The sequence below is a fragment of the Streptomyces sp. NPDC023838 genome (assembly GCF_040639555.1).
Taxonomy (GTDB): domain Bacteria; phylum Actinomycetota; class Actinomycetes; order Streptomycetales; family Streptomycetaceae; genus Streptomyces.
The window spans coordinates 69,768-94,474 of record NZ_JBFAAD010000010.1 but is presented as its reverse complement, the minus strand read 5'-3'; the positions used below and the strand labels follow the sequence as shown (position 1 = coordinate 94,474).

Sequence of the window (24,707 nt, the reverse complement as noted above, 5' to 3'; positions counted from 1 at the left end):
GAGTGGTGCGGGGGCCCTTCGTACAACCCGTGAGGCTTACGCCTCGTACAACCGTGAGGCTTACGCCTTCGTCAGGTCCTCGATCTCCTCCTCGGGCTCACGGCCCGGGGTGGTGAGGTTGAACTTCGTGATCGCGAAGCGGAAGACGAAGTAGTAGATCGCGGCGAAGACGAGGCCGATCGGGATGATCATCCACGGCTTGGTCGCGAGGTTCCAGTTCAGTATGTAGTCGATCGCACCGGCGGAGAAGCTGAAGCCGTGGTGCACGCCCAGCGCCCAGGTGACGGCCATCGAGACGGCGGTCAGGACGGCGTGGATCACGTACAGGACCGGCGCGATGAACATGAACGCGAACTCGATCGGCTCGGTGATGCCGGTGACGAACGAGGTCAGCGCGAGCGAGATCATCATGCCGCCGACGGCCTTGCGGCGCTCGGGGCGGGCGCAGTGCGTGATCGCCAGGGCGGCGGCCGGCAGCGCGAACATCATGATCGGGAAGAAGCCGGACATGAACTGGCCGGCGGTCGGGTCACCGTGGAAGAAGCGCGGCAGGTCGCCGTGCCACATGGTGCCGGTGGAGTCCTTGAAGTCGCCGATCTCCTGCCAGGCGACCGTGTTCACGAACTGGTGCATGCCGATGGGCAGCAGCGCGCGGTTGACGACACCGAAGATGCCCGCGCCGACGGCGCCGAGGCCGGTCATCCACTCACCGAAGTTGGTGATGACGTCACCGATCGGCTCCCAGACCAGACCGAAGAAGACACCCATGAGCAGGCCGACGAAGGCCATGATGATCGGGACCAGACGGCGGCCGTTGAAGAAGCCGAGCCAGTCCACCAGCTTGGTGCGGTGGAACCGCTGCCAGATCACGGCGGACAGCAGACCCATGATGATGCCGCCGAAGACCTTGGGGTCGTTGTACGTCGCGGCGACGTCGACCCCCTTGTTGGCGGTGGTGTTGACCACGGCGTCGGTCACCGGGAACGCGGTGAGCACGTTCTTGTAGACCAGGAAACCGACGAGCGCGGCGAGCGCGGTGGAGCCGTCGGCCTTCTTGGCGAAACCGATCGCGATGCCGACGCAGAACAGCAGCGGCAGGTTACCGAACACGGCGTCACCGGCGGTCGAGAAGACCGTGGCGACCTTGCCCCAGCCGAGACCTTCCTTGCCGAAGACATCGGGTGCGCCGAGGCGGAGCAGAATGCCCGCGGCCGGCAGTACGGCGATCGGCAGCTGCAAGCTGCGACCGACCTTCTGCAGACCCTGGAACAGGCCGGCACCCCGCTTCTTCGCGGGCGCCGCCGTAGCGGTGGCCGTACTCATCAACTTCCTCCAGTTGGCAAGGCGCCGCCCGGGGACATGGAAAAGTACGGGGGGACGGCGGCGTCTCTAAGGGGGGAACGCGGTTGAGCCCGCGTGGTCTACACCATTGAGTGGTGTAGACCAGTTGTAGCACGGTGAGGGTTAGATAAGGAACCTGCAATTTCTGTGTGCTGAGCCATACATTCCGGCATGACGGACAAAGGCCCCGGACCCTGGGGTCCGAGGCCTCTGCCGTACCACCGCTTGGTTATCCCGCCGTTATTACTTCGTGTTCTCCCGCTCGATCTCCTCTTCCAGCTCCTCCGGTTCGCGCCCGGGAGTCGGCAGGTCGAACTTGGTGATCGCGAACCGGAAGATCACGTAGTAGACGACCGCGAAGCAGAGGCCGATCGGAATGATCAGCCACGGCTTCGCCGCCAGGTTCCAGTTGATGACGTAGTCGATCAGTCCGGCCGAGAAGCTGAAGCCGTCCTTGACGCCGAGCCCCCAGCTCACCGCCATCGACACACCGGTCAGCACCGCGTGGATCGCGTACAGCAGCGGCGCGATGAAGAGGAACGAGTACTCGATCGGCTCGGTGATGCCGGTGACGAGCGACGTCAGGCCGACCGACAGCATCAGGCCGCCCACCTGCTTGCGGCGGTGCGGCTTGGCGCAGTGGGTGATCGCGAGCGCGGCCGCGGGCAGCGCGAACATCATGATGGGGAAGAAGCCGGTGGTGAACTGGCCCGCGTCCTTGTCGCCCGCCAGGAACATGCTGATGTCGCCGTGTACGACGGTCCCGTCCGGCTTGGTGAAGCTGCCGAACTGGAACCAGATGGGCACGTTGAGGAACTGGTGCAGACCGATGACGAGCAGCGCGCGGTTGGCGACGCCGAAGATGCCCGCGCCCCAGGCGCCGAGCCCCACCAGCCAGTCGCTGAAGTTCTCCAGACCGTCGCCGATCGGTGGCCAGACCCACAGACAGATCGCGGCGAAGGCGATGGCGACGAACGACATGACGATGGGGACGAGCCGGCGGCCGTTGAAGAAGCCGAGCCAGTCGACGAGCTTGACCCGGTGGTAGCGCTGCCAGAACCAGGCGGCGAGCAGGCCCATGACGATGCCGCCGAAGACGCCCGGGTTCTGGTACGTGAACGGGGCGACCGTGCCGTCGTTGGCCTGGCAGCCCGCCGCGATCACCTTCGCCCCGGCGAGGCAGTCCTTGGGGAACTGGTGCAACACGTTGTAGTAGACGAGGAATCCGGCCACGGCCGCGAGGGCCGTCGAGCCGTCCGCCTTCTTGGCCATGCCGATGGCGACGCCGATGCAGAACAGCAGCGGAAGGCCGATGTTGGCGTCGAGCAGTGCGCCGCCCGCACCGGCCATGACCTTGGCGACGTCGGTCCAGCCGAGGCCGCCCTTGCCGAAGACGTCAGGCTGGCCGAGGCGGTTGAGGATGCCGGCGGCGGGCAGGACGGCGATGGGCAGCTGAAGGCTGCGGCCCATCTTCTGAAGGTTCTGGAACGCACCGTTCCACCACTTCGGCTGGTCCACTGCCGCGCTGTCAGCGCTCATCCGCACCTCTCCGTCCCACCGGAACAAGCCAGTTCCGGGATGCGTTGCACACTGGTGTAGACCAGTTGCGGTATCGTCCGGAGCCTGGCCGTACGGGCGCGGTACCGGTGATCGTCATCCTTGGCCAGCGCGCGGAGGCCCGCTCGCGTAACTGCGCCAAACGTGCGTTACGGTGACAAAGCGGAACTGCGGTCGGCAGGACCTGCGGTGAGCCGCCACAGCGTTCTTTGAAAGAACAGGGAGACAGACATGGCCAGCAAGGCTGAGAAGATCGTCGCCGGGCTCGGCGGTATCGAGAACATCGAAGAGGTCGAGGGCTGCATCACCCGCCTCCGCACCGAGGTCATTGACCCGAGCAAGGTCGACGAGGCCGCGCTGAAGGCCGCCGGCGCCCACGGCGTCGTCAAGATGGGCACCGCGATCCAGGTAGTCATCGGCACGGACGCGGACCCGATCGCGGCGGACATCGAAGACATGATGTGAGCGACGCGAGTCGCTGAGAGGGGCCCTTCCCGGGACGGGAGGGGCCCTTTTCGTCTGCGGCCCGGCGGATGGCTGGTCGCGCAGTTCCCCGCGCCCCTCAGGCAGTAGGCCGCAGCCGGAGAACCCAGCTCATCCACAGTCCTTCAGGGGCGCGGGGCTGTGACATTGTGCGGCTCCGCCGCGTGCGCGCGAGCAACCCACCACAACCCGCAGACGAACACCGGCCCGATAAGGGCCGCGGCGAACTGCGCGGCCAGCCCCCCACGGTCCGCAGACGAAAGAGGGTTTCCAGGGCGAAGCCCGGAACGGGGGCCGGGGGCGAAGCCCCGAAAAGGGGGGCCGGGGGGCACGCCCCCAGGAGCGAGACGCCCACGAGCTACGCTCGGAGCATGTCTCGTATCGACGGCCGCACCCCCGACCAGCTCCGCCCCGTCACCATCGAACGCGGATGGAGCAAGCACGCCGAGGGCTCCGTCCTCATCTCCTTCGGTGACACCAAAGTCTTCTGCACCGCCTCCGTCACCGAAGGCGTCCCCCGCTGGCGCAAGGGCAGCGGCGAGGGCTGGGTGACCGCGGAGTACTCGATGCTGCCCCGCTCCACCAACACCCGCGGCGACCGCGAATCCGTCCGCGGCAAGATCGGCGGACGCACACACGAGATCAGCCGCCTGATCGGCCGCAGCCTCCGCGCCGTCATCGACTACAAGGCGCTCGGCGAGAACACGATCGTCCTCGACTGCGACGTCCTCCAGGCCGACGGCGGCACCCGCACCGCCGCCATCACCGGCGCGTACGTCGCGCTCGCCGACGCCGTCAGCTGGGCCCAGACCAAGAAGCTGGTCAAGGCCAACCGCCAGCCGCTCACCGGCACCGTCGCCGCCGTCTCCGTCGGCATCGTCGACGGCACCCCGCTCCTCGACCTCTGCTACGAGGAAGACGTCCGCGCCGAGACCGACATGAACGTCGTCTGCACCGGCGACGGCCGCTTCGTCGAGGTCCAGGGCACGGCCGAGGCCGAGCCGTTCGACCGCAAGGAGCTCAACGCCCTGCTCGACCTCGCCACCGGCGGCTGCGCCGACCTCGCGGCGCTCCAGGTCGAGGCGCTGGGCCGCACGCTCAGCGCGTAACGCCGAGGCCAACGAGTAAAGAGGCAACCAAGAGGGCCGCTCCCCGCGTCCCTACCAACACGGGCGTACGGGCCGAACCGTACGCCCGTCCGTACATCCGGGGAGGACCCGCCCATGCGCCGCAGCCGCCGCCGCGCCCTCGCACTCACCGCCGTCACCGCGACCCTCGCCCTGCCCGCCGCCGTCGGGTGCAGCGCGGTCAGCAAGGCGCTCGACTGCGTCCAGACGGCCGACGCGATCGCCTCCAACGTCGACGACCTCGGCCGCGCGGTGTCCAACGCCACCGACAACCCCGCCCAGGCGGACCAGGCGCTGAACGACATCGACAACAACCTGTCGTCCCTGAAGAACAAGACGGACAACGCCGACCTCTCCAAGGCGGTCGACAACCTCAACAAGGCGGTCGGCAACGTCCGTTCGGCGATCAAGAACGGCGACAACACACCGGACATCAGCCCCGTCAAGGACGCGGCGAAGGAAGTCGGCAAGGTCTGCACACCGTGACGCCGGGCGCTCCCGGCGATACTGGGGGCATGACCCGCCTGATCCTCGCCACCCGTAACGCCGGCAAAATCACCGAACTCCGCGCGATCCTCGCGGACGCCGGACTGCCCCACGAACTGGTCGGCGCCGACGCGTACCCCGAGATCCCCGACGTCAAGGAAACCGGCGTCACCTTCGCCGAAAACGCACTCCTGAAGGCCCACGCCCTGGCGCAGGCCACCGGCCTGCCCGCCGTCGCCGACGACTCGGGCCTGTGCGTGGACGTACTGAACGGCGCCCCCGGCATCTTCTCCGCCCGCTGGTCCGGCACCCACGGCGACGACAAGGCCAACCTGAACCTGCTCCTGGCCCAGCTCGGCGACATCGCCGAGCCCCACCGCGGCGCCCACTTCGCCTGCGCGGCGGCCCTGGCGCTCCCCGACGGCACCGAGCGCGTGGTCGAGGGCCGCCTCCTGGGCACCCTGCGCCACGAGCCCGCGGGCACGAACGGCTTCGGCTACGACCCGATCCTCCAGCCCGAGGGTGAAACCCGCACGTGCGCGGAGCTGACGGCCGAGGAGAAGAACGCGATCAGCCACCGGGGGAAGGCGTTCCGGGCGCTGGTGCCGGTGGTGCGGGAGTTGTTGGGCTAAGCCAACAGAGAGGCCCCATCACCTTTGAATCCAAGGCGCGGGGCCTGTCTCTCCTGTGGGCCCGGTGGGACTCGAACCCACGACACACCGGACCTAAACCGGCGCCCTCTTGGCCAGCTGGGGTACGGGCCCTCAGCCGTGCCTACTCTACTGGGCGCCGTGTGCTGTTCGCCGCCGCCCTCCTCGACACCAGGTACTGGTGATCGCGTGGCAATTCGGGCACAACAGCCGTAGGTTCTCTCGCCGGTTGTCCCGCCAGTCCCCGTTGATGTGGTCGACCTCCAGTGTCATCGGTCTGCCTTGCCACACGGGCCCGGTCCCACACTCCTGACACAGTTCGGGAACGCCGATCTCGTGCAGGGCCCGGCGCAGGTGCGTCGTCTTGGTGCGGTGCTCGCGCTTGTGTCGTGTCAGTACGTCCTCGGCCGTCTTCCGAGGCGTTGTCCCTGCCTTGCCGCGTTGGTGTGCCTGTCCCAGAAAGTGGGCTGTGGAGAGCTGGTCGTCGGCTATCCACTTCTTCAGGGCAGTCCGCTGACTTGTGTTGTCGGGCCTGCCGAGCTGGCGGAACACCTCGGCGAGTGAGAGGGAGGAGTCCACCGCCTCGCGCAGGTCGGCCTGCGACGGCCGGGGATCGCCTCTTCTGTATCCGCGTCGCCAGAAGTGTGAAATGTCGATGCCGTAGTGCGCGAAGCGCTTGAGCAGATACCGAGGCAGATTCCCGTACGGACGGGTGCCGAAGAAGGCGATGACCTCCTCGACGTCTGCGCAGCTCTGGGCTGCTTCCTCCAGTCGCTCACGTGTGTAGCGCGCGGTTGAGCTCATCGCACGCCCGTCTTCCTGCCCTTGCTCCGGCCGCGGTAGGTGTCCGTGGTGGAGTGGCAGTTGGGACAGAGGAGTCGGAGGTTCTCGATTCTGTTGTTCCGCCAGTCGCCGTCGATGTGATCGACCTCAAGGGGGAGCGGGTGCCTTCGCCAGGTGGGCTCGGTGCCGCACAGAGCGCAACGCTCGCCGACGCCCAGGGCCGTCATCGCTTGCTTGAGGCGCTCGCTGGGAATGCGTCGCGCCCGGTCTGGTTCCTGTTCGACGAGCAGCGCCTCGGGAGTGCGCGGCTTAGGCACTCCCTTACGGGATGGTGCTCTGAAGTGCGACGTGTCGATCCCGTACGCCTCGATCCGGCGGCTGATGTGCGTGTGGTGGCCCCCGACCACCTCGATCCCCAGCCGTCGCAGCACTTCATTCACGCTCGTGGACTCCGCCACCACCGGCGCCAGCACTTCCCGCGTCCAGCGCACGCCTTCGCGCGCGAAGTGGTCAGTGGCTACCCCTAACTTCTTCATCCGTCGATGGATGTATCCACGTGTCGAACTCTTCGGATCGACCCCCAGCCTCGTCAACGCCTCCGACAGCGTCCCCGAAGCCCCGGCCGCCGCCGCGAGCCGCTCGCGCGTATACGGGCTCGTGCCCATGAAGATCCCCTCCGCCCCGGCCACGCGTTCGCAGCCTCGTACGGACTAACGACCCGCTCATCGGACAGTCACGTCCGAAATGCGGAACGGCCCGCACCGCTTACCGCGCGGTGCGGGCCGTTACGGGCTCGGGTGTCGGATCAGATCCCCAGATCCTTGATGATCTTCGCGACATGCCCCGTCGCCTTCACGTTGTACAGCGCCCGCTCGACCTTGCCCTCCTCGTCCACGATCACCGTGGAGCGGATGACGCCGGTCACCGTCTTGCCGTAGAGCTTCTTCTCGCCGTACGCCCCGTACGCCTCCAGGACCTCCTTCGACGGGTCGCCGACGAGGGTGACCTTGAGGGACTCCTTCTCGCGGAACTTCGCGAGCTTCTCCGGCTTGTCGGGGGAGACGCCGATCACGTCGTAGCCGGCGGAGGCCAGGACGGAGAGGTTGTCCGTGAAGTCGCAGGCCTGCTTGGTGCAGCCGGGGGTGAGGGCGGCCGGGTAGAAGTACACGATGACCTTGCGGCCCTTGTGGTCCGCGAGCGAGACCTCGTTGCCGTCCGCGTCGGGCAGGGTGAAGGCGGGGGCGGTGTCGCCGGGGACGAGTCGCTCGCTCATGGGATCTTCCTCCGGAAGATGACGGGGGGTGTGGCGTACTCCGGCAGAGCCTAATGGGGGCCTGTGACAGTGCATCGGCGGCGGAGCTGACAGACTGTCGATGACGGATCACATCTCCATACCCCAAGCACACAGACGGAGGCGGCGCAGTGTCGGAAGCCAGGACCCCTGCGCAGATCGAGGCGGACATCAGGCACCGCCGGGATCAGCTCGCGGTGACGCTCGACGAGATCGGTGTGCGGCTGCATCCGTCGACGATCGTCGGCGACGCGAAGGCGAAGGTCGCCTCCGCCGTGGACCGGACCGCGGGCCGGGCCTTCGTCGCGGTGAACCGGACCGTTTCGAACGTGAAGGCCCAGTTCGTGAGCGAGGACGGCGCGCCCCGCGTCGAGCGCATCGTGCCGGTCGCGGTCCTCGCCGTCGGCGTCGTCGGGCTGCTCGCCATGTCGTCGGCGAGGAAGCGGCGCGGCTGACCGCTCACCTCTTCCTGTTTCTGCCCGGCCCTTCGGCATACGCCGGGGGCCGGGGCAGGTAGGTTCGGGTCCGTGAGCGAGAACACCCACGACAAGCTGCCCATCCGGATGCTCCACGACCGCGTGCTGGTCCGGTCCGACACACCCGAGGGCGAACGGCGCTCCGGCGGCGGCATCCTCATCCCGGCGACCGCCGCCGTCGGCAAGCGGCTGGCCTGGGCCGAGGTGGTCGCGGTCGGGCAGAACGTCCGTACCGTCGAGCCGGGCGACCGGGTGCTGTACGACCCCGAGGACCGTGCCGAGGTCGAGGTGCGCGGCATCGCCTACGTACTGATGCGGGAGCGCGATCTGCACGCCGTCGCCTCGGAGCGGGTCTCCGAGGATTCGACGGGGCTGTATCTCTGAGCCGCTGAACGAGCCGCTGAACGAGCCGCTGAACGAGCCGCTGAACGAGCGGCCGAAGAGCCGCCGAACGAGCGGCCGAAGAGCCGCCGGAACGAGCCGCAACGCCGGAATGTCGCAACAAGGGCTGGTGGCCCTCGTCACCAGCCCTTTTCGCTGCCCTCCCGGGCCCCTTTGCTACCGTGGAGGCACCCCGACGAGACGCGTCGTACCGGGTTACGACAAGACGACGCACCCCGCGCGCGCGGACGTACGCGCGCGTCACGTCTCTCGGAGGTGCCTGTCATGGCCTGGGTCCTGCTGCTCGTCGCCGGTCTGCTCGAAGTCGGCTGGTCGATCGGGATGAAGTACACCGACGGATTCACCCGGCTGTGGCCCAGTCTGCTCACCGGCGCCGGGATCGTCGCCTCGATGACGCTGCTCTCGCAGGCCGCCAAGACCCTGCCCATCGGGACGGCGTACGGCGTGTGGGTGGGCATCGGCGCGGCCGGTGCGGCGGTGCTCGGCATGGTGGCGCTGGGTGAGCCCGCCACCGCCGCCCGGATCTTCTTCGTCTGTCTGCTCCTGGTGGCTGTGGTCGGCCTCAAGGCCACCTCCGGCCACTGACCGGATCGCTCCTAGGTACGCGGCGGGCGGCGCGGGCGGTTCGCGCCCCCGGCCGTCGTCCCCGTCGTCGTGCCGCCCATGGTCGGGTTGCCGCCGTCCGTGGCCGCCGTCGTGCCGCCCGTGGTGGGCCCGCCGTCCGTGGTTCCTCCGGTGGTGCCGCCGTCGGTGGTGCCGCCCATGGTGGTGCCTCCGTTGGTCGGGCCGCCGGTGGTGCCGCCGGTCGTGGTGCCCGCGTCGGTCGTGGCTGCGGTGGTGCCCCCGGTCGTTCCGCCGTTCGTCGGTCCGCCCGTGGCCGTGCCGCCGTCCGTGGTCCCGCCCTCCGTCTGGCCCTCGGTCCGTCCTTCGGTCTGGCCCTGGTCCTGGCCTTCGGTCTGGCCCGGCTGGTTCGGGTTGGTCGGGTTGGGTGCCTGCGTCTCGACCGGCGGCGGTACGGACGCGCCCTCCTGGAGCTGGAGGTCGAAGTCCTGCGGCTCGGCGCTCTTGAGCGCGGCCGCCGTGTACTGTGCCCACGCCTGCGCGGGCGGCCCGCCGCCGTTCATCCGGGGCAGGCCCAGAGCGCCGTACAGCGGCTTCTGCGCTGCCGTGTCGGGGTCCTGGCCCATCACGGCGACCACGGTGGCCAGATCGGGCGTGTAGCCCGCGAACCAGGCCGCCTTGTCGTCCTCGGCCGTGCCGGTCTTGCCCGCCGCCGTGCGCCCCGAGGCCTGCGCGGCCGTACCGGTGCCGCCCTCCACCACGCTCTGCAGGATCGAGGTGGTGGTGTCGGCGGCCTCGCGCGGGACGGCCTGCTTGTCGTCCTGGGCCGGCAGGTCCACCTTCTCGCCGTCCTTGGTGACGGACTCGACCATCGTGTACGTGCCGTGCTTGCCGTGGTTGGCGAGCGTCGCGTACGCCTGGGTCATGTCCAGGACGGAGGCGGTCGCGGTGCCGAGTGCGATGGAGGGCCCGTTGGGCATGTCGGGCGTGCTGGAGGGGATGCCCAGGTCGATGGCGGTCTGGCGGACGCTTTTGGGGCCGACGTCCACGGCCATCTGCGCGTACACCGCGTTCACCGAGAGGTCGGTGGCGGACCGGACGGTGATCGGCCCGTACGACTTGTCGTCCTCGTTGGCGGGGTTGTACGGGGTGCCCGACCAGCCCTGGACGAAGCGCTTGTTGGTGCCGTCGTAGATGGTGTTGGGGGTGATCACGCGCGCGTCCTGCGTCTTGGAGTCGTTCTCGACGGCCGAGGTGAAGACGAAGGGCTTGAAGGTCGAGCCGACCTGGTAGTCGCGCCGGGTCGCGTTGTTGACGTACTGCTTGGTGTAGTCGATCCCGCCATACATCGCGAGCACCTTGCCGCTGTCCGGGTCGATGGAGGCGCCGCCGACGCGGACGTTGCGGTCGACCTTGCGGTCGGCACTGACCCGGGACATCACCTTGTCCTGGACGGCGGCGGCGAACGCGTCCTGCTTGGCCTTCTGGAGCGTGGTGGTGATCCGGTAGCCGCCCATGGCGAGGGTGTTCTCGTCGATGATCTTGTTGTTGGTCAGATAGTCCTTGACGGCCTCGACGACATAGCCGCGCTGCCCGGCCATCCCGGCCGCGGGCCGCGCCTTGGCCGGCGCCGGGAACGTGGCGGCGGCCCGTTCGGCGGGGGTCATCCACTTCTTCTTGACCATGCCGTCGAGCACGTAGTTCCAGCGCGCCACGGCCTTCGCCTTGTTCTCCGGGTGCGCCACCACGTCGTACGCGCTGGGGGCGTTGAGCAGCGAGGCCAGATAGGCGCCCTCGGCGGTGGTGGCCTTCTCGATGTCCTTGCCGTAGTAGGCCTGGGAGGCGGCCTGGATGCCGTAGGCGTTGCGGCCGAAGTAGCTGGTGTTGAGGTAGCCCTCCAGGATGTCCGCCTTGCTGACCTCGCGGTTCAGCTTGATCGCGATGAAGAACTCCTTCACCTTGCGGCTGATCGTCTGCTCCTGGCCCAGGTAGTAGTTCTTCACGTACTGCTGGGTGATCGTGGAGCCGGACTGCTTGCCCTTGCCGGTGAGGGTGTTCCAGGCGGCGCGGACCATCGCCTTGGGGTCGACCGCCCGTTCGGAGTAGAAGTCGCGGTCCTCGGCGGCGAGGACGGTGTGCTGGACGTTGAGGGGGATCTGCGCGAGCCGGACGTTCTCGCGGTTGATCTCGCCGTCCCGGGCGAGCTGGCTGCCGTCCGCGTACAGGAAGACGTTGGACTGGGCGGTCGCGGTGGCGTTGGCGGGCGGGATGTGGACGAGCGTGTAGCCGGCGATGAAGCCGCCGATGAGCAGCAGGGCGACGACGAGGGCGGCGCCGAGGACCATCCGCCAGGTGGGGACGGCGCGCCGCCAGCCGGTCCGCTTGGGTCGCTTCTTCTTGCCGTCGCCGTTGCCCTTGCCCTGGCCCTGGCCGTTGCCCTCATCCGTGCCGGGCTCCTCGCCCCGGCCTCCGCCCGGTCCTCGTGCCCCGCCTCCTGGCGCGGCGGAGAGGGTCGGGCCGGTGGCGCTGAGGTCCCGAGGGGCCCACCCCTGAGGGCGGCGGGGTGGCTGCTCGTCGTCGCTCATGTCTCTCTCGCGCCTGCGCTGTATCGGGTGATTCGCGTTGTACGCCCATATTGCACGCCCGGCCGGGAAAAGCCGTCGCGGTGGACCGCCGGACCGCACTAGGGTCGGACGCTTTGCACACGGATTCATACACAGCCCGGGCGCGGAGGTGGTGTAGTGCGGCTCTACGTGGTCGTTGCCGCAGGTGGGTTCCGGCGCCATACGACGTACCGGATCGCCACCGCCGCAGGCCTGTTCACCAACACCGTCTTCGGCGCGATCATGGCCTACACCTATATGGCCTTGTGGGACGCCCGCCCGCGTCTGGGCGGCTACGACCAGCCCGAAGCACTGACCTATGTGTGGCTGGGCCAGGCCCTGATCATGACGGTCGCCATGATGGGCGGCGGCTTCGAGGACGAGCTCATCGAACGTATCCGTACGGGTGACATCGCGATCGACCTTTACCGCCCCGCCGACCTCCAACTGTGGTGGCTGACGGGCGACGTGGGCCGGGCGGCCTTCCACTTCCTGGGGCGCGGTCTGGTGCCGCTGGCGTTCGGCGCGCTCGCCTTCGACCTGGCGCTGCCGGCCGAGCCGTGGACCTGGCTGGCGTTCCTGCTCGCCGTCTTCCTCGGCGTCCTGGTCAGCTTCTCGATCCGCTACCTGGTGGCGCTCTCCGCGTTCTGGCTGCTCGACGGGGCGGGCATGGCGCAGATGGCCTGGCTCGGCGGCGTCTTCTTCTCCGGGATGCTGCTGCCGCTCAACGTCTTCCCCGGCGCCCTCGGCGAGGTGGCGCGGGCGCTGCCCTGGTCGGCGCTGCTCCAGATCCCGGCCGACGTCCTGCTCGGCCGCCACACGGGCTGGGGCCTGGCGCGGGCGTACGGGTTCCAGCTCGGCTGGGCGGCGCTGCTGCTCGGCACCGGGCGCCTGCTCCAGGCCGCGGCGACACGGAGGGTGGTGGTGCAGGGTGGCTGAGACGGCGGCCGTCGTCCGGGAGGACGGGCAGGACGGGGAGGGCGGGCAGGACGCCGGGGAGGCCTGGGCCGAGCCGCGGGCCGGGCGGCTGCGCACGGCCGCCGAGGGCGTCCGCGCGTACCGCCTGATCGCGGGAATGTGGATCCGCTCCACCCTCGCCTACCGGGCGTCCTTCCTGATGACGGCGCTGGGCAACCTCGCGGCGACCGGGCTCGACTTCGTGGCGATCCTGCTGATGTTCGCGCACATCGACGCGCTGGGCGGCTACACGCTGCCCGAAGTGGCGTTCCTGTACGGGGCTTCGGGCGCCGCGTTCGGGCTCGCGGACCTGGCGATGGGGTCCATGGACCGGCTCGGCCGCCGGGTGCGCGACGGCACGCTCGACACGCTGCTGGTGCGCCCGGTGCCGGTGCTCGCGCAGGTCGCGGCGGACCGGTTCGCGCTGCGGCGCCTGGGCCGGATCACCCAGGGGCTCCTCGTCCTCGGCTACGCGCTGCTGACGCTCGACGTCCACTGGACGCCGCTGCGGGCCCTGTTGATCCCGCTGATGCTGCTGAGCGGCGCCGCGATCTTCGCCTCGGTGTTCGTGGCGGGCGGCGCGTTCCAGTTCGTCGCCCAGGACGCCTCCGAGGTGCAGAACTCCTTCACGTACGGCGGGAACCAGATGCTTCAGTACCCGCCGACGGTCTTCGCCAAGGACATGGTGCGCGGCGTCACCTTCGTGGTCCCGCTGGCTTTCGTGAACTGGCTGCCCGCGCTGTACGTCCTCGGCCGGCCGTACCCGCTGGACCTGCCGGGATGGCTGGCGTTCACACCGCCGCTGGTGGCGGCGGGCTGCTGCCTGCTGGCGGGGGCCGCGTGGCGGGCGGGCCTGCGGGCGTACCGGAGCACGGGAAGCTGACGAGAGGCGTTGCGACGATGAGCGATGTGATCCGGCTCGACGGCGTCGAGAAGGTCTTCGAGGTCCGCCGGAAGAACGGGAAGCGGCTGCGGCGCGAGCGCACGCGGGTCAGGGCGGTCGACGGGATCACCTTCTCGGTGCCGCGCGGCGAGATGGTCGGCTACATCGGCCCCAACGGCGCCGGGAAGTCCACCACCATCAAGATGCTCACCGGCATCCTGACCCCGAGCGGCGGCCGGGTCAGGGTGGCGGGCCTGGACCCCGCGCGCGAGCGCACCCGCCTGGCCCGCCGCATCGGCGTGGTCTTCGGCCAGCGCACCACGCTCTGGTGGGACCTGCCGCTGTATGACTCGTACCGCCTGGCCCACCGCATGTACCGGATTCCCGACGACCGCTTCCGCGAGAACCTGGCCCGCTGCGTCGAACTGCTCGACCTGGGCGAGCTGTTGGACGTGCCCGTACGCCAGCTCTCGCTGGGCCAGCGGATGCGCGGCGACATCGCGGCGGCCCTGCTGCACGACCCCGAGGTGCTCTACCTGGACGAGCCGACCATCGGCCTGGACGTGGTGAGCAAGGCGAAAGTACGCACCTTCCTACGGGAGTTGAACGCCGAACGCGGCACGACCGTCCTCCTGACCACCCACGACCTCACCGACATCGAGCAGCTCTGCGAGCGCGTGATGGTGATCGACCACGGCCGGCTGGTGTACGACGGGGCGCTGGCCGGGCTGCACGAGGTCGGGGGCAGCGAGCGCACCCTGGTGGTCGATCTGGAGCGCGAACTGGCGCCGATCGACGTCGGGGACGTCATGGATGCCGGGGACGGCACGGATGTCGGGGACGGCACGGATGCCGGGGGCGCCGTCCACGCGCGCGTGGTGAAGGTCGAGGGCCCGCGGCAGTGGATCGCGTTCCCGGCCACGGCGTCGGCCGCCCCGCTGGTGGCGAGGATCGCCGAGCGGTATCCGCTGGTGGACCTGTCGGTGCGGGAGCCGGACATCGAGTCGGTGATCGCCCGGATGTACGCCGACCGGGGCCTTCATTAGGCTGGCCGTATGACGAGTGAACCTTCGGGGGCTTCGGGGGCGGGTCTCCCCGAGATGCGGGCATCGGACGCGGAGCGCGAGCGGGTGGCCGAGGCGCTGCGGGACGCGGTGGCCGAGGGGCGGCTCGACATGGAGGAGTTCGAGGAGCGCCTGGAGGCGGCGTACAAGGCGCGTACGCACGGGGAGTTGGCGCCGCTGGTACGGGATCTGCCCACGCCGGCCGTGCGCCCCCCGTCACCTCCGGCATCTGCTTCGTCCGGGGAGGTCGACTGGCCGTCGAGGATCGGCGGCGCGGCCACCTCGCGCGGCGCCTTCGCCTTCTGGGGCGGATTCGGCCGCAAGGGTACGTGGACGGTCGGCCGGACGTTCACCGCGTTCGCGATGTGGGGCGGCGGCGAGATCGACCTGCGCGAGGCGCGTTTCGAGTCCGCCGAGACGGTGATCCGCTGCTTCACGATCATGGGCGGCATGGGTGTGACGGTCCCGCCCGAGCTGACGGTGAGGGTCCGCGGCTTCGGCCTGATGGGCGGCTTCGGCGACAGGGCGACGGGCGAGGGCACACCGGGCTCGCCGCGGGTGACGGTGACGGGATTCGCCCTGATGGGCGGCATCGGGGTGGAGCGCAAGCTGCGGAAGGCGGCGAAGCGGGGGCTGGGCGGGTCGCCCCGCAAGGAACTGGGCTGAGGGCAGGCGCTGCGGGCAAGCGCCGAGGGCTGGCGTTGAGAGCAGACGGCTGCGGGCAGGCGTTGAGGGCAGGCGTGGAGAGCAGACGGCTGCGGGCAGACGCTGAGAGGGCAAGGCGTTTGAGAGCAGACGGCTGACTGCGGGCAGACGCTGAGGGCAGGCGTTGAGAGCGGGCCGAGACGGGTTCACTCTTCCCGCGGGAACTCCACGTGCGCCCCGGGAGTCCCTCATGTAGGGACAATTGCGTACGGGGCGGTGCGTGCGGCGCGTGGACGGGCGGAGCGAATGGAACGTACTGATGCGGGCGGGCCGGGGGAGCCGGGCCCCGGCGGGCGGGGGGGCTCTCGCGGCCCCGGCGGCCTGACGTCCGCGTTCTCGTACACGGCGGCGGACGAGGAGAAGCGCCGGGGCGTGCGCCGGATGAAGGCCACGGCGACGGGCCTGCTGCTCCTGGTGGCGCTGGTCTTCGCCCTGGCGACCTGGGCGGACCGCTCCGGCGCGGGCTCCTGGGCGGCGTACGTCGCGGCGGCGGCGGAGGCGGGGATGGTGGGCGCGCTGGCGGACTGGTTCGCGGTGACGGCCCTGTTCCGCCACCCGCTGGGCGTCCCGATCCCGCACACGGCGATCATCCCGAACAAGAAGGACCAGCTCGGCGAGTCACTGGGCTCGTTCGTGGGGGAGAACTTCCTCTCCCCGGAGGTGGTACGTACGCGACTGGGCGCCCTGGGAATCGGCGCCCGGGTGGGCACCTGGCTGGCGGACCCGTCGCACGCGGACCGGGTGACGTCAGAACTGGCGACGGCGCTGAGAGGCGCGCTCACGGTCCTGCGGGACTCGGACGTCCAGGCGGTGGTGGGCGAGGCGATCACGCGCCGGGCGGACGCGGCGGAGATCGCCCCCGGCATCGGCAAGACCCTGGAGAAGGTCGTCGCGGACGGCGGCCACCGCCGGGTGGTGGACCTGGTGTGCGCGCGGGCGCACGACTGGCTGGTGCTGCACGGGGACTCGGTGATGGAGGCGGTGCAGGGAGGCGCCCCCGGCTGGACCCCCCGCTTCGTGGACAAGAAGGTCGGGGAGAGGGTCTACAAAGAACTGCTCCGCTTCGTGACGGAGATGCGGGACATGCCGGCGCACCCGGCCCGGGGCGCGCTGGACCGCTTCCTGACGGACTTCGCGGCGGACCTCCAGTCGGACACGGAGACGCGCGCGAAGGTGGAGCGCCTGAAGTCGGATGTCCTGTCCCGCCCCGAGGTCCAGGACGTCATCGCGTCGGCGTGGTCGTCCGTCCGCGCGATGATCATCGCGGCGGCGGAGGACGAGCGCAGCGAGCTGCGCCTGCGGGCGAGGGCGTCCCTCCTCTCCCTGGGCGCCCGCCTGTCGACGGACACCCGCCTCCAGTCGAAGGTGGACGGCTGGGTCCAGGACGCGGCGGCGTACGTGGTCTCCACGTACCGCGCGGAGATCACGTCCCTGATCACGGACACGGTCCGCTCCTGGGACGCGGCCGACACATCAAAGAAGATCGAGGCCCACATCGGCCGCGACCTCCAGTTCATCCGCATCAACGGGACGGTGGTGGGGGCGCTGGCGGGCGTGGTGATCTTTGCGGTGGCGCGGGGGGTTGGGGGGTAGGGGGCGTCTTGTGGGGCGGGGCCGGGGGGCGTGGTGCGGGGGTCTGACGACGCGGTGCTGGGCGCGTGCGGCGGTGCGGCGCGAGCCACCCGGCCGGCAACCCTGGGCTCTCCCTGCTGGGCGCGTGCGGTGGTGCGAGCGCGGGCCACCCGGCCGGCATCCCTGGGCTCTCCCTGCTGGGCGCGTGCGGTGGTGCGAGCGCGAGCCGCCCGGCCGGCATGTGCCTACGCGTCCCCGGTCTCTCCCCTGCTGGGCGTGTGGTGCGCGCGGCCACCTGGCCGGCACCCCCTGGGCATCCCTGCCCTCTCCCCTGCTGGGCGCGCGGCCGCAGTCCTGTCCCTGCTCTGCCTGGCCACGCACCCAGCCGGTCCATCCTGCGGGGAGTCGCAGTGTTCGGTGTTACGTACGTACGAGTCGCCCAGGACGTTCAAATGGTTCCCGGGTCGGGCTAGGCATTTTTCCTGGTGACGGCCCAGGAGGCGACCGCGACCCCACCCGCCACGGCGAACACGGACGGCCAGGCGCCGACCTTCTTGGCCAGAGGGTGCGACCCGGCGAACGCGGCGACGTAGGCCACCGTGAGCCCGACGGCCGCCTTGGTCCCGGCCGCCTGCTTCCACTCCCGCGCGGCCACGGCCCCGGCGGCGGCCAGCGCCACCCCACCGAGCGGCCGCTTCTTGGTCCACCGAGCGGTGGCATACCCACCCACGAGCCCACCCGCGGCGATAGCCGCTGCCGGAACCTTGGCCATGCTGTGCCTCCTGCGCCTCTATGGTCTGTCCACTCCGAGGCTAATGCTCCCCGTCAGGCATCCGGCATCCGGTCCGCCCGGACGGCGTCGACGAAGGCCTCCCAGCTGGGGTCGGCGAAGCTGAGACGGGGTCCTTGGGGCCGCTTGGAGTCGCGGACGGCCATGCCGGGGCCAAGCACGGCCGCCTCGACGCACTCCCCGCCCGATCCGTTGCTGTAGCTGCTCTTGAACCATCCGCCCCTGGCCGTGGTGCTCATCGGGAGTGCTCCTCCATCACGCGCCTGATCAACGCCGTCGACTGCGAGGGGCTCGACGCGAGTGCCCGAAGATTGTCGAAGGCCTTGGTGTACTGACCTACATCATGCTGCGTCTCCAGATACGTGGCATCGGTCAACCCGTCTCGGTAGACCAGATCGGGATCCTCCTGTTCAGGGAACCCGAGGATGGTGAAGGCACCGGTCGCGGGGTAACTGCCGGCGGTGAACGGCAGAACTTGCAACGTCACATTGCCCAACCCGCCCACAGCGAGCATCCGTTCGAGCTGGTCGCGCATTAGCTTTCGATCGCCGACGACGTGACGCAACACGCTCTCGTGCACAATGAACCAGGCGTCGGGTGCCGATACTTTGGTAAGAAGGCTTTGCCGCTCCGTACGGACCCTTACCGCTCGTGCGAGGTCCGTCGCGGGCATCTGGTTCGATGCAAGATGCAACTCGGCTGCGTACTCCGGTGTTTGCATCAGGCCAGGGACGAACTCGCACTGGTACTGGCGCAGGCTCGATGCGGCCTGCTCGAAGCCGACGTATCCGGCGAACCAGCGCGGGACTCCCGTGCCGTGAGCCTGCCACCAGCCGCGCACTTTCGAATCCTTGGCGAGCCCCATGAGGAGCTCACGTAGCTCATCGTCGGTGCCGTAGAAGCGACACAAGGCGTCGATGTCCGAGGGCTGAACGCGGCCACTCCCTGTCTCCAGCCGGTTGACCTTGGAACCACTCCAGCTCAGCTCCTCTCCGACTTGATTGCAGGTCAGCTGGCTGATCTCGCGCAGCTTCTTCAGCTCAATGGCCAGACGGCGGCGACGAGCGGTAGGGGACTCGGCCACATCAACTCCAGGTGCTGTAGCGGAGGTTCAGTCTCTGTGGAAGTGGGGCGTGCTGCCAATCGCTCGATCGTGGGAATCCCTGCGTGCAAATTGCATGACGGGATGCGCGTGCTGCCATGCTCGCACCATGTCGATGCGGCGACCGAGAGGGTGATGGCGTGGCTGGATGCAGGTTCAAGGTCCGTAGGAAGCCGTGGGACCTCCCCTTCTTGGCGGAGCCCGAGGAGTTGGCCGGGCTCCGGCGCGTGATCGGATTACACCTCGGCCTCTGGGGCCTGCCGGATCTGATCGACTCAGCCCAGCTGTGTGTGACCGAGCTGGTCACCAACGTCATTACGCACGTCGGCCACGGAACGCCGACGACTCTCACCGTGTCGATGAACGGGCAGTTCCTGCGCCTCGCAGTGACGGACCCGGATGTGCGCGCCCTTCCCACCCTCCTCGCGGCGAGAGGCGAGGAGGAGTCGGGAAGAGGCATGGCGCTGGTTGACTCGGTGGCTACCCGCTGGGGTGTGATTCTCAGGGCGGATACGAAGGTCACCTGGTGTGAGATGGACACGGGGCTCCGTGCGGCTGATGACCACGTTGGCGATCCGCAAGTTGAAGCGGCAGAGGCGCTGTTGGTTCTGTGCTGCCTGGATCCCAGCCGCGCCGTGGGCCCGTTGAGCGCAGAAGTGGGAGTACAGACGACCGTCAGAGTGATCACTGATCTCCTCTACTGGCTACGAATGCATGGGTGCGACCCAGATAAGGTGCTCGACCGCGCGAAGCTAAACTTTGATATTGCGGCGGAGGGCGTGAGCTGAAGCAAGAAAGCTACTTGTCCTCTAGGATTCCATCGATGAGTTTGAAACCATCCAAGACGTTCTTGACAGTCGAGAGTTCCACCCGCGGATCTACCTGAATCTGCATCTTGGCGGAGGTGTGCGCCACTTCACCGCGAGCAGTAGCCCATACCTCCGTATCATTTAGCCATTCGGTGTCTATTTCTTCCTTCGTGACACCTAGGGGAAGCAGAAGCAGGAGCAAGTTCCTCTCCTTGATCCCATTGTTATTCGTTCGCACATATGTACTGTATTGCCGCTTTGCTGCCTCCACTCGACTTTTCAGGGTCGGGTATTTTGCCCCGTTTCTGTCCCTTAGTTCGGTTAGAGAATCTGGTATATCGAGACGCGAATCGCGATGTGACATCAGGGCGAGAAGGCAGGGGCGGATTGTCCCATCTCTATTCCATTCAAGATGGGCCCTGTGGACGACCTCGATAACCCTGTCTTCTATGTACGCTTCAAACTCTGCATGGGCGAGGACGCGAAAAGCCCGAGTCCTTTCGTGTACTCTGTCTGAGTATAGCCCTGTGGAGTTAAAATTGGCGGGCAGTAGATTTCGACGGAGCTCCGAAACTCTTCGGGAGAGTGTTCTGTAGCGCGTTGAAGGCACAGTCGAGACCCCTCATGAAGAGATTCGATTATTTTCGAATCGAGGGACCCTTACCGGTGTTTGGATCGCTTCCTCTAGTGCCGCCCCCCAAAGTGCAAGCCGTCGATGCGTGGCTAGTGGCGTCTTCGTGGTTGTTTGAATGGACTCGACAAAACGAGGGTCGTCGTCACAGAGGCGCCTAAAGGCGTGTTCGACATCCGATCGCATCGAAGTGGCGAGCTCGGCAACCTCGATATCGGTGAAATAGTACGTCATGATATCGAATACCGCACGATTGAATCGGCCCTCATAGTCGCCGTCGGACCAGCGGTAGAACGAATTTTCGCCGAAGATTTCGAATGTTGCGCGGATTGCCCTTTCGCACCCTCTTCCGGTTTCCCTGATTTTATCTTCGTTTTCGGGCCAAGCCTCGTTCAACTGGTTCACGGTACTGTCGAGGAACCCCTTGAGGTTTCCACTGTACGAATCGAGGCGATAGCGGAACGCGAAGTATCGAAGCATTATTTCAACGTCACGCATCCGGAAATCGGGCTTCTTGATGCGCAATGCGCGCTGCAGCCATGCACTCTCAGATGCGGCGTCGTCCAGATAGTTCGTGAATTCTCCAGGATGGAGAGCCTGACGCAGCTCCTGGGGAGACAATCGCACGCTGCCAGTATTCAATCGGAGGAAGACCAGGTTCAGGAAATCCTCGTTGGGCCAGCGGCGCACGACGACAGTGCGAATGGTTTCGTTGAGGAAGGCGTTCAAGTCGTCGACGAGATCGCTGTCATTCTCCATCTTTGCGAGGGTTTGAAGTCTCAAGTCGCCCCGTACGTCAAGGTTCGTAAGGCTGAGGCCTTTGAATTCTCGTTCGTTATCTGAGACGGCCAGAGAAGATCCTGCAGCGAACTGACGTAGTGCTAGTAGCCGTTGCTTACCGTCGAGGACGATGAATTTACCCCGCCTGCTTTTATCTTCGGCAAGCACGATTTGGGGGATCGGGAGGCCGAGGATCAGGGACTCGATGAACTTGCTCTTCCTCGCCTTGTCCCAAGCGTCGCGCCTCTGGAATTTTGGGTTGAGCTGGATGTTCCCTCGACGCAACTGACTGAGGATCGTCTCTGTGGTCCAATCGGTATCCGTCACGACTGCCCGAGTGACATCACTGCGTGACACATCAGACGGTTCGTTCTCCTCCCCGTCGATGTCGTCGTACGTGTCGTTGCCATTGTCGATTATGCGAGCCACGGATGCCTTCTCTCGTAGATTTGCTCGAATGTTGGGCTAGTGCGAGTGGCCTGGAGGTGATGGCCACCTCTATCCGGCAACGATGTGCGCATACGTCCACACGTCCGCCGGCAAGTCGTTGTGCAGGCGCCAGGTTATGGCCATCGGCTTGCTCCCCCGGTGATTTACATACGTCGCCGGGCCCAGCAACATCCACGGCTGGGACTTTCCGATGTCGGTGTCCTTGTAGCGGCGCATGAAGAGTAGGACGTGGCTGCCTTCTTCGGCGTGGTTGCGGTAGCGCCGACCGGTCGGGGACTCGGCTGACGTGGTGCTCTGGGACTCCCAGTGGAAGAGCGAGGGGCTCTGGGCGAAATCCCTATAACGCACGGTCGGGGAGAAGTCCTTCTCGTTCTTCTCCAATGTGATCAACAGTGCGTCCGTCTTGAGGTCGTCCACCCACGCCACACCCTGGGCGAACGAGCCGGGCATTTGGCCGCCCAGTCGGGCGACACCGAGCGCGGCCAGGATTTCCGACCGGTTGTACGAGCTGTGGATCTTCAGGGGAAGCTCGTGATGCGGCGGATCCATGGACACTGGGAGATGGTCCGTACGATCATGGACGTGCGCCAGTACCTGGCGGAGTTCGCTTCGCAGCGCATGCTGTTCGCGGAGCGAGTCGAGCCCCTCCTGATAGCTGGAGAACCCGCCCGCCGTGTCCCACAGATTGAAGAAGAGCATGCGAGCGTAGCCCTGCTGCTTGGCGTCCAGATCGGCGTACGCAGGCGCGTTGTCCTGCAGCAGCCGGGTGTACGCCTCGACGCGCTCGCGGTCATCGGCGTGCAGGAACGCGTGGACCCGCTTGAGGAGCTGGTCCTCGCCGGGTGGCGCCTCGTCCGGGGCGAGCTTGGCGTAACGTAGAGTCCGCGTCCAGGAATTCGAGCCCTTGTAAAGCTCCTTGATCTCCCGGCGGCTCTCGGTCAGGTACTCGGAGAGGCCCGGTGTGGCGTACGCCTTCACCTCGGAAGCCAGGGCCCGTACGTCTGCCTTCAGCTGGGTACGGACGTTGTTCAGGACGAGGTCCTTGGCCACGCCCTCCAGGACGATCTGGCAGCCGGAGGGGAGCTGCGGGAAGTCGCGCTCCAGGTTGTCGACCAGCCGGTTGCGGGAGAGGTTCGTCAGGGCGCGGAACTGCTCCTCGAAGCGGAACTCGGCGCGGTGCTCGCCGATGAAGTCGAGGACCGTCAGAACCGGCTTGTCCGGGGTGCGGCGCAGTCCGCGGCCCAGCTGCTGAAGGAAGACCGTGGCGCTGTTCGTCGGACGTAGGAGTAGCAGGGTGTCGACATCGGGTATATCGAGTCCCTCATTGAAGAGGTCGACGGAGAAGATCACTTGGAGCTCGCCGTTACGCAGCGCCCTCAGAGCGCCTTCGCGTTCAACGGGATTCGAGTCACTGTCGAGTGCGCGAGCCTGAAAGCCTGCTTGGCGGAAGAAGTCAGCCATGAAGTGGGCATGGGCCTTCGTCACGCAGAACCCAAGGGCTCGCATGGCACCCGGCTGGGAGATCTTCTCCTGGATGGCCTTCACGACCAGACGCGCGCGGTGGCGGTTGTCTGTGTAGAAGCTGCCGAGCTCACCGACGTCGTACGAGCCATGCTGCCAGGTCAGTGCCTTCAGGTCGGTGCCGTCGGGGATGCCGAAGTAGTGGAATGGGCACAGCAGGTCATTGTCCAGCGCCTCCCACAAGCGCATTTCAGCGGCGATGCGGCCGTCGAAGAACTCGTCCTGAACGTTGAACCCATCCATCCGCTCGGGGGTGGCCGTCAGGCCCAGTAGTTCGGCGGGCTGGAAGTGGGAGATCACCCGTCGATAGGTGCTCGCCGTCGCGTGGTGGAACTCGTCGATGACGATGATGTCGAAGTGGTCTGCGTCCAGAGGCGTCAGGCGCTGTTCCGTGAGTGATTGCACGCTGGCGAAGACGTGCTTCCATTCGCGTGGCTCTTCGCCGTTGTAGAGCAGCTCCCCGAAGGAGGCGTCGTCCAGTACCTCGCGGTAGGTGCGCAGCGACTGTCTCAGGATTTCCTTGCGGTGCGCGACGAAGAGGAGCCGCAGATCCTTGCCCCGGCGCTGGAGCAGATCACGGTAGTCCAGTGCGGCCATGACGGTTTTACCGGTGCCTGTCGCCGCGACCAGCAGGTTGTGATGGCGGTCGTGCACCTCACGCTCGACGTTGAGACGCTCCAACATGTCGCGCTGGTGAGGGAAGGCACGGACTTCGAGCCCGGAGAGGCTGATCTTCGCCTCACCCGAGGTGCGGGTGCCGCCTGCCAGTCCGAGGGCTTCGTCCAGGCGCTCCGCATGGGTGTCCGGGTCGTACAGCTCGAACGCGTTGTCACTCCAGTACGCATCGAAGGTCGACTCGAACTTGTCGAGGACGGTTGGAGTGGCCACCGATGACAGCCTGACATTCCACTCCAGGCCATCGAGAAGCGCAGCCCTGGAGAGGTTGGAACTGCCGACATATGCGGTGTCGAACCCCGTGTTGCGCCGGAACAGCCACGCCTTGGCATGCAGCCGGGTGGACCGGATCTCGTAGTTGACTCGTACTTTGGCGCCGAATTCTCGCACCAGTCGGTCGAGGGCGTGCCGATCGGTGGCGCCCGTATACGTGGTCGTAATGACCCGGATGGGTACGCCTCGCTCCTTCGCGGCGCGCAGCGAGTCCTCCAGTACGCGAAGGCCGTACCACTTCACGAAGGCGCAGAGCAGGTCGATTCGGTCGGCGGTGGCCAGCTCCGCCCGTAGCTCGCTGCCTAAGCTGGGGTCGTCCGGAGCGTTGGTGATCAGAGCCGATTCGGAGAGCGGAGTGAGTGGACGCATGGCGTACACCCCCGGCGCTTCCTGCTCCGCGAGAGCCAGCAACTGCCGGGGGCCGTCGACGATGAGGTCAGTGGAATCCCTGCTCGCCGAGGACGCGTCCGAGTCTTCAGCGAAGGCCGCCAAGATGCGATTGGCTGCGGCTACTTGCTTGTCCTGCGGAAGCTGACGCAGCTGGCGCTGCACGGCCGCAGCGACATGTCGGGCGAGTACGTTGGGCGAGGACTCGTGGCTGACCTCGGTCTCGACCACCTTCCACCCGCTGGCGCCCAGGTTGTCGATCTGGTCCTGCACCTGCTGCGTGATCAGTTTCTCGTACACGCCGGTGATCGGTTGAGTGAGATCCCCCGAGTCCGCCACGGCCTCTCC

Annotated in this window: 25 protein-coding genes, 1 tRNA gene and 1 riboswitch; of the genes, 13 read left to right on the top strand and 13 right to left on the bottom strand. The window is 67.5% G+C overall.

What is annotated here, in order from left to right:
- Positions 1-60: 60 nt before the first annotated feature.
- Complete coding sequence (locus tag AB0G17_RS15290; RefSeq protein WP_361381420.1) at positions 61-1,323, bottom strand: PTS transporter subunit EIIC; 1,263 nt, start codon at positions 1,321-1,323, stop codon at positions 61-63.
- Between the two features lie 261 nt (positions 1,324-1,584).
- Positions 1,585-2,880 (bottom strand): PTS transporter subunit EIIC, encoded by a 1,296-nt coding sequence (locus AB0G17_RS15285; RefSeq protein ID WP_361381417.1) that lies wholly within the window; start codon positions 2,878-2,880, stop codon positions 1,585-1,587.
- A gap of 249 nt (positions 2,881-3,129) precedes the next feature.
- On the opposite strand from AB0G17_RS15285, the gene AB0G17_RS15280 reads away from it, so the two are divergent.
- From AB0G17_RS15280 to rdgB, 4 genes are all read left to right on the top strand, one after another.
- On the top strand, positions 3,130-3,363 hold the full coding sequence (locus AB0G17_RS15280; RefSeq protein WP_018517946.1) for a PTS glucose/sucrose transporter subunit IIB: 234 nt from the start codon (positions 3,130-3,132) through the stop codon (positions 3,361-3,363).
- A 389-nt stretch (positions 3,364-3,752) separates the two neighbouring features.
- Positions 3,753-4,490, top strand: coding sequence for a ribonuclease PH (rph, locus tag AB0G17_RS15275; RefSeq protein WP_361381413.1), 738 nt, complete (start codon positions 3,753-3,755; stop codon positions 4,488-4,490).
- Positions 4,491-4,604: 114 nt separating this feature from the next.
- Positions 4,605-4,994: a hypothetical protein gene (locus AB0G17_RS15270; protein WP_361381410.1), complete on the top strand. Its 390-nt coding sequence runs from the start codon at positions 4,605-4,607 to the stop codon at positions 4,992-4,994.
- 29 nt (positions 4,995-5,023) lie between these two features.
- Positions 5,024-5,626 (top strand): RdgB/HAM1 family non-canonical purine NTP pyrophosphatase, encoded by a 603-nt coding sequence (gene rdgB / locus AB0G17_RS15265; protein ID WP_361381407.1) that lies wholly within the window; start codon positions 5,024-5,026, stop codon positions 5,624-5,626.
- A gap of 56 nt (positions 5,627-5,682) precedes the next feature.
- Here rdgB and AB0G17_RS15260 read toward each other — a convergent pair.
- The 4 genes from AB0G17_RS15260 to bcp all read right to left on the bottom strand — a co-directional run bounded on the left by AB0G17_RS15260 (position 5,683) and on the right by bcp (position 7,700).
- Positions 5,683-5,758, bottom strand: a tRNA-Leu gene (locus AB0G17_RS15260).
- A 15-nt stretch (positions 5,759-5,773) separates the two neighbouring features.
- Positions 5,774-6,448: an HNH endonuclease signature motif containing protein gene (locus tag AB0G17_RS15255; protein ID WP_361381404.1), complete on the bottom strand. Its 675-nt coding sequence runs from the start codon at positions 6,446-6,448 to the stop codon at positions 5,774-5,776.
- Positions 6,445-7,092 carry an HNH endonuclease gene (locus AB0G17_RS15250; protein ID WP_361381401.1) on the bottom strand — a complete coding sequence of 216 codons (648 nt, stop codon included), beginning with the start codon at positions 7,090-7,092 and terminating at the stop codon, positions 6,445-6,447. The genes AB0G17_RS15255 and AB0G17_RS15250 overlap by 4 nt, the downstream gene beginning before the upstream one ends.
- A gap of 140 nt (positions 7,093-7,232) precedes the next feature.
- Complete coding sequence (gene bcp / locus AB0G17_RS15245; RefSeq protein WP_266980039.1) at positions 7,233-7,700, bottom strand: thioredoxin-dependent thiol peroxidase; 468 nt, start codon at positions 7,698-7,700, stop codon at positions 7,233-7,235.
- A 149-nt stretch (positions 7,701-7,849) separates the two neighbouring features.
- Here bcp and AB0G17_RS15240 point away from each other — a divergent pair, with 149 nt between their 5' ends.
- The 3 genes from AB0G17_RS15240 (at position 7,850) to AB0G17_RS15230 (ending at position 9,181) form a co-directional block, all read left to right on the top strand.
- A complete protein-coding gene (locus AB0G17_RS15240; protein WP_361381398.1) occupies positions 7,850-8,173 on the top strand; it encodes a DUF3618 domain-containing protein in 324 nt (107 codons plus the stop codon).
- 72 nt (positions 8,174-8,245) lie between these two features.
- The gene (locus tag AB0G17_RS15235; protein ID WP_067159470.1) at positions 8,246-8,578 is read left to right on the top strand and encodes a co-chaperone GroES; all 333 of its coding nucleotides are present in this window, start codon (positions 8,246-8,248) and stop codon (positions 8,576-8,578) included.
- A 168-nt stretch (positions 8,579-8,746) separates the two neighbouring features.
- A riboswitch (guanidine-III (ykkC-III) riboswitch) is annotated at positions 8,747-8,811 on the top strand.
- Positions 8,812-8,860: 49 nt separating this feature from the next.
- The gene (locus AB0G17_RS15230; RefSeq protein ID WP_361381395.1) at positions 8,861-9,181 is read left to right on the top strand and encodes a multidrug efflux SMR transporter; all 321 of its coding nucleotides are present in this window, start codon (positions 8,861-8,863) and stop codon (positions 9,179-9,181) included.
- An 11-nt stretch (positions 9,182-9,192) separates the two neighbouring features.
- Here the strand turns inward: AB0G17_RS15230 and AB0G17_RS15225 are convergent, their stop codons facing one another.
- A complete protein-coding gene (locus AB0G17_RS15225; protein WP_361381392.1) occupies positions 9,193-11,742 on the bottom strand; it encodes a transglycosylase domain-containing protein in 2,550 nt (849 codons plus the stop codon).
- A 156-nt stretch (positions 11,743-11,898) separates the two neighbouring features.
- On the opposite strand from AB0G17_RS15225, the gene AB0G17_RS15220 reads away from it, so the two are divergent.
- The 5 genes from AB0G17_RS15220 (at position 11,899) to AB0G17_RS15200 (ending at position 16,962) form a co-directional block, all read left to right on the top strand.
- Entirely contained in the window at positions 11,899-12,699 is an 801-nt protein-coding gene (locus AB0G17_RS15220) for an ABC-2 family transporter protein (RefSeq protein ID WP_361381389.1), read from the top strand.
- An 88-nt stretch (positions 12,700-12,787) separates the two neighbouring features.
- On the top strand, positions 12,788-13,600 hold the full coding sequence (locus AB0G17_RS15215; RefSeq protein ID WP_361381736.1) for an ABC transporter permease: 813 nt from the start codon (positions 12,788-12,790) through the stop codon (positions 13,598-13,600).
- Positions 13,601-13,617: 17 nt separating this feature from the next.
- Positions 13,618-14,646 (top strand): ATP-binding cassette domain-containing protein, encoded by a 1,029-nt coding sequence (locus AB0G17_RS15210; protein WP_361381386.1) that lies wholly within the window; start codon positions 13,618-13,620, stop codon positions 14,644-14,646.
- A 54-nt stretch (positions 14,647-14,700) separates the two neighbouring features.
- Positions 14,701-15,330 (top strand): DUF1707 domain-containing protein, encoded by a 630-nt coding sequence (locus AB0G17_RS15205; RefSeq protein WP_361381733.1) that lies wholly within the window; start codon positions 14,701-14,703, stop codon positions 15,328-15,330.
- A 285-nt stretch (positions 15,331-15,615) separates the two neighbouring features.
- Positions 15,616-16,962 carry a DUF445 domain-containing protein gene (locus AB0G17_RS15200; protein ID WP_361381383.1) on the top strand — a complete coding sequence of 449 codons (1,347 nt, stop codon included), beginning with the start codon at positions 15,616-15,618 and terminating at the stop codon, positions 16,960-16,962.
- Between the two features lie 448 nt (positions 16,963-17,410).
- On the opposite strand, the gene AB0G17_RS15195 is transcribed toward AB0G17_RS15200, so the two are convergent.
- From AB0G17_RS15195 to AB0G17_RS15185, 3 genes are read right to left on the bottom strand one after another with little or no spacing between them, the layout of a single operon-like run.
- The gene (locus tag AB0G17_RS15195) at positions 17,411-17,713 is read right to left on the bottom strand and encodes a hypothetical protein (RefSeq protein WP_361381381.1); all 303 of its coding nucleotides are present in this window, start codon (positions 17,711-17,713) and stop codon (positions 17,411-17,413) included.
- A gap of 53 nt (positions 17,714-17,766) precedes the next feature.
- Complete coding sequence (locus AB0G17_RS15190; RefSeq protein ID WP_361381378.1) at positions 17,767-17,970, bottom strand: DUF397 domain-containing protein; 204 nt, start codon at positions 17,968-17,970, stop codon at positions 17,767-17,769.
- Positions 17,967-18,815 carry a helix-turn-helix transcriptional regulator gene (locus tag AB0G17_RS15185; RefSeq protein ID WP_361381375.1) on the bottom strand — a complete coding sequence of 283 codons (849 nt, stop codon included), beginning with the start codon at positions 18,813-18,815 and terminating at the stop codon, positions 17,967-17,969. The genes AB0G17_RS15190 and AB0G17_RS15185 overlap by 4 nt, the downstream gene beginning before the upstream one ends.
- Positions 18,816-18,973: 158 nt before the next feature.
- Between AB0G17_RS15185 and AB0G17_RS15180 the strand changes: the two genes are divergently transcribed.
- On the top strand, positions 18,974-19,621 hold the full coding sequence (locus tag AB0G17_RS15180; protein ID WP_361381372.1) for an ATP-binding protein: 648 nt from the start codon (positions 18,974-18,976) through the stop codon (positions 19,619-19,621).
- Positions 19,622-19,631: 10 nt separating this feature from the next.
- On the opposite strand, the gene AB0G17_RS15175 is transcribed toward AB0G17_RS15180, so the two are convergent.
- The 3 genes from AB0G17_RS15175 to AB0G17_RS15165 form a co-directional block, all read right to left on the bottom strand.
- Entirely contained in the window at positions 19,632-20,252 is a 621-nt protein-coding gene (locus AB0G17_RS15175; protein ID WP_361381369.1) for a HEPN domain-containing protein, read from the bottom strand.
- Positions 20,253-20,264: 12 nt separating this feature from the next.
- Positions 20,265-21,482 carry a DUF262 domain-containing protein gene (locus tag AB0G17_RS15170; RefSeq protein WP_361381366.1) on the bottom strand — a complete coding sequence of 406 codons (1,218 nt, stop codon included), beginning with the start codon at positions 21,480-21,482 and terminating at the stop codon, positions 20,265-20,267.
- 69 nt (positions 21,483-21,551) lie between these two features.
- Complete coding sequence (locus AB0G17_RS15165) at positions 21,552-24,698, bottom strand: DUF3427 domain-containing protein (protein ID WP_361381363.1); 3,147 nt, start codon at positions 24,696-24,698, stop codon at positions 21,552-21,554.
- Positions 24,699-24,707: the final 9 nt, after the last annotated feature.